This is a genomic window from Magnetococcales bacterium, from assembly GCA_015231925.1.
Classification (GTDB): Bacteria; Pseudomonadota; Magnetococcia; order Magnetococcales; family JADGAQ01; genus JADGAQ01.
Map to the genome: position 1 here is coordinate 1 of JADGAQ010000185.1, position 8,129 is coordinate 8,129.

General features: G+C 53.8%; 6 protein-coding genes. All 6 read right to left on the reverse strand.

The window, feature by feature from the left end; all coding sequences use genetic code 11:
• Positions 1 to 85: 85 nt before the first annotated feature.
• Positions 86 to 358, reverse strand: a complete 273-nt coding sequence (locus tag HQL56_16175; protein MBF0311052.1) for a BrnT family toxin — start codon at positions 356 to 358, stop codon at positions 86 to 88.
• 294 nt (positions 359 to 652) lie between these two features.
• Positions 653 to 1,453, reverse strand: a complete 801-nt coding sequence (locus tag HQL56_16180; GenBank protein MBF0311053.1) for an ankyrin repeat domain-containing protein — start codon at positions 1,451 to 1,453, stop codon at positions 653 to 655.
• Between the two features lie 291 nt (positions 1,454 to 1,744).
• Complete coding sequence (locus HQL56_16185; GenBank protein MBF0311054.1) at positions 1,745 to 2,476, reverse strand: DUF3494 domain-containing protein; 732 nt, start codon at positions 2,474 to 2,476, stop codon at positions 1,745 to 1,747.
• A gap of 881 nt (positions 2,477 to 3,357) precedes the next feature.
• Positions 3,358 to 6,015 (reverse strand): PAS domain S-box protein, encoded by a 2,658-nt coding sequence (locus HQL56_16190; GenBank protein MBF0311055.1) that lies wholly within the window; start codon positions 6,013 to 6,015, stop codon positions 3,358 to 3,360.
• Positions 6,012 to 6,815, reverse strand: a complete 804-nt coding sequence (locus tag HQL56_16195; GenBank protein ID MBF0311056.1) for a phosphate/phosphite/phosphonate ABC transporter substrate-binding protein — start codon at positions 6,813 to 6,815, stop codon at positions 6,012 to 6,014. The genes HQL56_16190 and HQL56_16195 overlap by 4 nt, the downstream gene beginning before the upstream one ends.
• 558 nt (positions 6,816 to 7,373) lie before the next feature.
• Positions 7,374 to 7,670, reverse strand: coding sequence for a PilZ domain-containing protein (locus HQL56_16200; protein MBF0311057.1), 297 nt, complete (start codon positions 7,668 to 7,670; stop codon positions 7,374 to 7,376).
• Between the last annotated feature and the right edge of the window lie 459 nt (positions 7,671 to 8,129).

Genomic DNA, 8,129 nt, shown 5'->3' on the forward strand with positions numbered 1-8,129 from the left:
AGAAGAAACACGTTGGCCACCAATTGACCACACGGCGTCAGGGCGATCCAATTCTTCGCCCGTTAACTCTGGAGCATCATCCGGGTCAACCCAAACGGGTTTGGTACCTGGTGATTTCGCGTTCATTGGCGTACCTCATGGAAATGATACGACGACCCTCGTCGCGAGGCGTCCAAACCATAACTGTCATTCTTTCGCCAAAGCACCCGACGGTGACAAAACGGGATTCACCATAGCCCATCCGGTCATCCTGAAAAGTCACTTCCGCGCCTAGGAAGACAGAAATGGCGTCTTCAAAATCCAACCCTCGTTCAGTCAGGGTCTTTTCGCGTTTGGCCGGATCGTAGGTGATCTTCATCGTCTCTATTGTAGTAACGTTTATTCGGAGTTGCAACCATGAAATCCCTTGGTGGCATTCTGTTCCCGGATGGTCTGCAATGGACGAGGAAATCCGGGGACAGCATACGCATTCCCTTTATAGCCATAAGGAAATGTGTATAGTCTCCCAGAATTATCGTCGTATGGTATCCCCGGATTACCGTCAAGCCTCCTTATCCTCGACGAGTTGTGGTTTTTCACCCAATACTATGAAAGTCGCCATTGCAATCTGTTGACTTTCATAGTATTTTTTGGGGTGAGGAACGGTTACCATCTAACGTTTTCTGAGTCTGTCCCTTGCCTTTGTCTCATTATCGATGCACGTTTCCATGATGCTGTAACTGCCACCTACTGACCCGACTATTTTTTTGCAATATTCCTTGATATCAAAAGAAGGTTTGGAGATTGTTTCCGGTTGCCGAACTTGGTCACTATCCGCCCCATTGTCGATCAGGATCTTCATCACATTACGGCGATTTTTTAAGGAGGCTATCTCCAGTGCGGTCATGCCATTGGCATCTTTGGCGTTGACATCCGCCCCCTTGTTGATCAGAAGCTTCACGATTTCCAAATGCCCTTCGGAGGAGGCTTTCTTCAGCGCGGAATCGCCATCGTTATCTTTGACGTTGACATCCGCCCCCTTGTCGATTAGAACCTTCGCGATTTCCAGATGCCCTTCCGAGGAGGCTTTCTTCAACGCGGTATCGCCATCGTGATCCTTGGCGTTGACATCCGCTCCCTTGTCGAGCAGAACCTGCACGATTTCCAGATACCCTTCGGAGGAGGCTTTCTTCAACGCGGTATCGCCATCGTTATCTTTGGCGTTGACATCCGCTCCCTTGTCGAGCAAAACCTTCACGATTTCCAGATGCCCTTCGGAAGAGGCTTTCTTCAACGCGGTATCGCCATCGTGATCTTTGGCGTTGACATCCGCCCCCTTGTTGATCAGGGCTTGCACAGCAACCAGATCACCACGTTTTGCTGAGTCAATCAGATCGTGAGTCTGACCAGCCAGCACCACCCCTGCGGTGCAAAGCGTGGCACAAAAAAACAAGATATTGAATAGTTTTTTCAAGGAACTCTCCATTACTGTTTTATGTTAAGCAACACATAAAAGTTTTCCATGCTTTTCCGGAAACCCGGTTGACGAAATCCGTTAGGAAATCATAGAACACCATACGCATTTCCTTTGTCGCCATAAGGAAATGTGTATGGTGTCCCCGGATTCTTCTGCGGATTCTAGGAATTTAGTCGGGCGTCCTGGGAATCCCCCCCGGAGCGTCGCCTTCAAAAGCCGATTTTGGCTCTTGAAAGCGACGCGCACAGTTTGATGAGCGTGTCTAGCTCACGGGAGAGACATGCTTCTTTACTTGGGTTCGGTAATCGTATTCATCTGAAGAGTGACCGCGGTCTGCGCAAACAGCCGGCCTTCGACCGTAGCGCTAGTGTTAACTGCGATCATAGTTTTACCAAGGATGATACCCGCAAAATGCGAAGAAACTCCAAGGGTCGTCGCTCCGGCGACCGCAAAGAAGACGTTTTTGGCCTGAGCACCTCCTTCAAGTTTTATGCTTGAACCAACTGCGGTATTAAAGGTTTGCGCAATCTGGAAGATCCAAACATCGTTCGGGCCGCCTGTGAGCGTGAGATTGCCGGACAGCACAACTGGCGAACTCCATTTGTAGATGCCGGGAGCGAGGTTCCCGCTAAGCTCTCCGCCACCCAGTTCAGTGGCAGTTGGTGCCGTTCGTCCCGCAGCATCCGTGTAAGCCGCTTCCATGCTGCTCACCGCCGAGGTCAGAAGGCTGGGGTTGCTAATCGTACAGGGTAGAGGACCAGCCGCAGTGACGGTGTATACCTTCCCCTGCACTTCATCGCAGGTGAGAAGGAGAGCTGCACCGGTGATGGGGCTCGTTCCAACATCCCCAACAACAGAGGACCGAAAAACGTTGGTGATTCCAGATTTGCTAAGAATTGCGAAATTTCCAGCGGAACCCAGGTTTACGGGCGACGGACCTCCGGCGGAGGCAGCACTTGCACCCACGACCACATAACTAGCGAACATTGCTGCCAGCATCAATTTTTTGCTGTTTTTCATAACGTTTTCCTCTATGAAGGCCGGATTCCTCCGTCAAAGGCGGGGGTTTTCCGACTTAAATTAGTTTCAAGCCCAATGCTTGCCACTAAAATTTATAACGCACATATCGCGCCAAACGATCAATGATGAACAATGAACAGGTAACTAATTGATTTTGCTTGATAAAATTAATTGGAATTTTGCCGAATGACGGGGTTGTTTCATTCATTTGTTTCAAACACCCAGTTTCATACTGTATTGAACGAAATAGTTTCAAATTAACGTTGAAACGTCGTGGTGGTCACAAACTGGGTTCCTCGCTGTTTCGCTAGGGTGGTCGCCCTCAGTCACAAAATCAGGGGACACCATACCGTGGAATCGAGGGACACCATGCCTATTTCTTTTATAGCCATAAGGAAAATGCGTAGGGTATAACTTGATTTTGCACAATAGGGAAAATACGTATTGTGTCTCGCGATTTTGTAAATATGCTATCCTATCCAAGGCCGCCTTCCCGGGCGGCCATTTTCGTGGGAAATTCCCCGCAGCAAATCCGTGGACAGCATACGCATTTCCTTTATAGCCATAAGGAAATGCGTAGGGTGTCCCCGGATTACCGTCCTGGGGCGCTGGACCGATACCATGCCGACCTGGGGTTCTTCGGTGATGTCATGGGTGATCCGGCTCGTCAGATTATGACCGGCTGGAAAATGCCGAAGCAGACGATGAAATCAGTCGCTCCTGCCTCAGAGGAACGATGAGGGTTTCTCCCTGCCGTTTCGCTCGCCTGCTCGAAATTCTGGCAAATCTTTTCTGCTGAACAGCCCAACACTTTCGAAGAATTTCCCCGTGCAGAGGCGGTTCGCTCCGCAGGTTGCCGGTGGAAGGATGTCAACAGGCTGTCAACTCCGGGGTCTGTCCAGCTCGATAGTTGCCCCGTATCGCCCCAGGACTTCCAGCAATTCACGCTTGCGGATCGGCTTGATAAGATGCTCATCGCAGCCGGCCAACCGGCTCTTTTCCTGATCACCCGGCATGGCGTGGGCGGTTAGGGCCAGTATGGGGGTGTGCGGACGTTTGGTTTCCTTCTCCCAGGCGCGGATCGTCCGGGTCGCCTGCAGGCCGTCCATTCCGGGCATCTGGATGTCCATCAGTAGCAGATTAAACTCCTGCGCCTTGAACAGCCGGACCGCTTCGGCCCCATCACGGGCCATGGTCAGGCGACAGGGAACCTTTTTCAGATATGACTGGATCAGCATCCGGTTGTCCTCGGCATCCTCCGCCAGAAGGATGGCCACATCCCCCGGCTTTGATGCGCCGGACCCGGTCTCACCGGCGGGTGTCTCAGGCGTCAACCGATCGATCTGGCACGCACGCAACGGCAGATCGAAATAAAATTGGCTCCCCTCTCCTTCCCGGCTCTCCACCCCGACGGTCCCCTTGAGAACCTCCACCAACTGTCGGCAGATAGCCAGACCCAGGCCCGTGCCGCCATACTGACGGGTACTGGAGGAATCGATCTTGAAGAATGGCTCGAAGAGGCGATCCATTTGTTCCCTGGAGATACCTATACCGGTATCATATACGGAAAATCGAATGGTTTCCGAATCCCCCCGCACGATCTCCAGGCGCACTTCCCCCTCGGCGGTGAACTTCACCGCATTGCCGATCAGATTGAGCAGCACCTGACGTAAGCGTTTCGGGTCTCCCCAGATGTAACCGGGCAGTGCCGGATCGATGCGGGTATCGAGACGCAGCCCCTTCTTATCCGCAGCAAAGGCATGGATCTCCTGTGCCTCCTGGGCCAGATCCGCCAGATTGAAACACCGGAACTCCACCACCGGCTGTCCGGACTCGAAGGCGACCAGATCCAGAATGTCCGTGATCAGGGAGAGCAACCCGTTGCCGGCACGACGCAGCACCTTCATGCCCAGGCGCTGCTCCTCGTCGAGATTCGACTCCGCCAACAACTCGGCCATGCCGAGAATGGCGTTCAAGGGAGTGCGGATTTCGTGACTCATAATGGCCAGGAACGCACTCTTGGCACGACTGGCCTCTTCGGCGGCCTGTTTGGCCTGGATCAAACTCTGCTCCGTCCGACGGCGTTGCGTGATGTCGCTGAAGGTAACCACCGCCCCCGACACCTGCTCGCCCTCCCTCAAGGGATGGGCATGGTACTCCACCGGAAACGAGCTGCAGTCGGCACGGAAGAAGACTTCGTCATCCCGACGCACGGCTTCGCCAATGATAAAGGTGCGACACACATGACACTTCTCCAAAGCGTAATTGGAGCCGTCGGGATGGTGATGGTGGATCAACTCGTGCAGATTGGTTCCGGTGAGATCGGCGCCCTCGGGATAGCCCAACAGGCGCAGCGCGGTCGGATTGATGAAAGCGCAGCGCCCCTCCCGGTCGACACCATAAACCCCCTCGCCCATGGAGGCGAGCAGGGAGCGCATCAAGTCCTCCTCTTTGCGCAACGACTCCTCCAGTTGCCGGCGTTGGGTGAAATCCTCCTTCACCGCCACGTAATGGCGCACCGTGCCGTTGGCGTCCCGGACCGGGGCAATGGCGGCGGACTCCCACAGCAATGTCCCGTCCTTGCGCTTATTGATCAACTCTCCGCGCCACTCCTCACCGGCCCGAAGCGTTCCCCATAATTCATGATAGATGGACGGAGGGGTGCGCCCCGATTGGAGGAACCGGGGGTTGCGTCCCAGTACCTCGGACCGGGTATAACCCGTCACATGGAAAAATCGGGGATTGACGTATTCCAACTGCCCCTCCGGGTCGGTGATCATCACCGAAACCGGACTCTGTTCGACAGCCTGGGTCAGGGTGCGGAATCCGGCCTCGCGAACTTCCAGGCGATCCGCCATATGGTTGAAAGCGATGATGGCTTCCCGCAGTTCCGGTGCGCCAAGCTCCGGCAGTCGCACCGAAAGATCCCCCTGGCCCAGGCTCCGGCTGCCCCGGTCGAGATCCCGCAGCGGGCGCAGACCATTGCGCAACACCAGCCAAATGCCGATGAAATCGAGTACAATGGCCAACAGCAACACCGACAGATGGTGCAGCAATTGCCTCCATTCCCGGTTGACGGTGGGCAGATCGGTCAGTTCCACGTGGATATCGCCGTAATAACGGCCACCCACATTCAGAGCCACCGATCCCACCGGGGCGCGCAAACCGAGCCAGTCCCGAAACCATTCCGGAGCCTGGAGGGACAACCGGGGCGAGGCGCTTTCCAGGTAGGCGCCATGGCGATCCTGGAAACGTACCCGTGCCACGATTTCGCGTCTCACCATTTGAGCCAACATTTGCCGCATGGTGGCGTAATCACCGATTACCGCCATTTCACTCATCAACTGGGGCAGGATGGAAAGCCGGATCTGCAGCTCCTCCTCCATGTTTTGACGTGCTTCAAGGGCGTCTCGCGCGGTGGATGTGTAAAGCATGACCATACCGGCCACCACCAGGGCCAGGCTGGCCGTGATCAACAGTCGACGGGAGAAGGTGAGCCTGTTCCACACCGGCAGGGAAAGGCGTGACAGGGCGTTCATTCGATGTCGGGAGTCAGGCAGGTTCGATAAAAGTCGACGTAGTTCCGGTAATCCTGATGAGTGGCCCGAACAAAGCCGTAGGGGGGATCCTGATTGAGCTCCTTGGCCGCCACCTCCAGCACCTGAGCCCCTTCCGGATTATCCGGCATCTCGACGAAGGCGCGTCGCACCGCCTCGACGTGATCGCCGGAGACCCTGGGATGCGCGGCGATGGGCAGATTGTGGAAGGCCTGGGATTCCCACAACACCCGATAAGCCAGGTTTTCTCTGGCGGCGAAGTGGCGCATCACCTGACTGTTAACCCCGGCCGCCATGACGCGCATCGCCTGCAATTGCCCCATGATCCCTTCCTGATTGCCGCCGAACACGGGCTGCACCTCGATCTTCTCGCGCAGCAGATGGTCCATGGGCACGGCATAGCCGACGAAGGCCGCTTTGGAGGGGAACCCGACCTCCCGTCCCGCCAAATCCTGCAAGGCTTGGATGGGTGAATCCTTCAGGGTCACGATCTGGCTGCTGATGGCGGTGGTTCGGGGACGCAGGATCACCTGATAGCCTTGGGCAGCGGTGGCGGGCAAAAAAATGGTGTTGGAGTAGACGAAATCGTAGTCACCGGCGGCGATGGCCTTATTTGATTCCGGCGCGGTGCGAGCGACGTTCAGCTCCAACTCGACCCCGGAACGCCGGGAAACCCACGCCAGAATGGGATTCCAATGTTTGGCGGTAAGGACCGCGCTACGCTGGGAAAGCACCCCGAAACGATAAACTTCCCCCTCCGCCGATTCGACGGGCGGCGTCACAAGACAGCAGATAACGACAAAAAAATAAATAAAAAACCAATTCATAACAGTGTTCTTTCCTATTGACCGACTTGCCATGACGGGCTTTATCAATTCACACTCTTCAATAATAATTTTGCGAAATACCCGACACGAAAAACACGTGATTCCGCAGTGACAGAGGTCTCCACCAACTCCCTGAACCGAAAGGAACCTTTTGAGTAAACGGGAATATCGCGAATCTTCGCCTTGGCCATTCCCCCTGTCGGGTGCCGGCGGGGTTTCTCCTTCCGATCGCTCCACTATTGCCCGTTCTCGATCCGGACGGAAACGTACTGTCGCCTTGCCGGCGTTATTCCCCTGAATGTCAAGAAGATCCCCTTTCTGGCACTGCATCCGCCTAAGGGAGTGCACGCTCACGCTGAAACTTGGCAAATACCTTATCCGGGTTAAGGAAACACCCGGGCATTACAACCTCCATAAATTCCATCCACTTCAATATCCTCTTAATTAAATACTTTGTTTGATATAAAACATACTGTTGACCTCACAGCAGAAAGAAACAATTCATCAATTGGGTCAATATTTTACTAACATAGTATTGAAATGGATTTCGCCCACACCGATAAGCGAAAATCCAATACCTTCGACTGTAATTCGAACTATCTTGCAAAGCAGGTATCGATTGGTTTTGAAAGGAGCGGGATGAAGCAAGCCCAACTCTCCGACCGTGACGTCCGGAGGCAAGAAACCCAGCTCCAGAAAGGCTCCGGTTTCAGATACGTTCAGGGTTGTCCCCGTAAAACCCCTCCGATCGATCAACTCCAAAAAGGCCCTTTGTCTGAATTCGATGCGTGGCGCCCGATGTTTGTCCATTATATTACCGCTCAGCATTCTGTTAGCCTCGAAAAGCATAAACAATGTAAATATCATTAATATCCATATTGTTCGAAGGAATTGTAGAACGATGAAATCATAAAATCAATAAAAAATTTTTTGTGTTTCAAATGCTGGTTTTATTGCTGGACAGATGGATGCGTTTACATCCAGAAAGATTGACGATCCTCACCACGATATGATAACCATCAAGGATAGTGTGGACTGAGAGTACCAGAATGGGTATACGACTCCTGAACGCCACATCGGTTGCCGACTTCCCGGCGAAATCATCAAGCCAAGCCGTTTGGTTCTACCGCTGTATCAGCCCGAATTTCAGGCATGGAAGGGACGATTGGAAATCGGACGCCGAATTTGCGCCCGGAGCATGACCCAAACGCTTTATTCCATTTCTGTTTCATTTTTGCATTATTGCAGGGGTCTGGGGACCATCATGGT

Coding starts and splice junctions, on each gene's coding strand:
- HQL56_16175 (MBF0311052.1), bottom strand. CDS start 358: ATGAAGATCACCTACGATCCGGCCAAACGCGAAAAGACCCTGACTGAA.
- HQL56_16185 (MBF0311054.1), bottom strand. CDS start 2,476: ATGAAAAACAGCAAAAAATTGATGCTGGCAGCAATGTTCGCTAGTTAT.
- HQL56_16190 (MBF0311055.1), bottom strand. CDS start 6,015: ATGAACGCCCTGTCACGCCTTTCCCTGCCGGTGTGGAACAGGCTCACC.
- HQL56_16200 (MBF0311057.1), bottom strand. CDS start 7,670: ATGGACAAACATCGGGCGCCACGCATCGAATTCAGACAAAGGGCCTTT.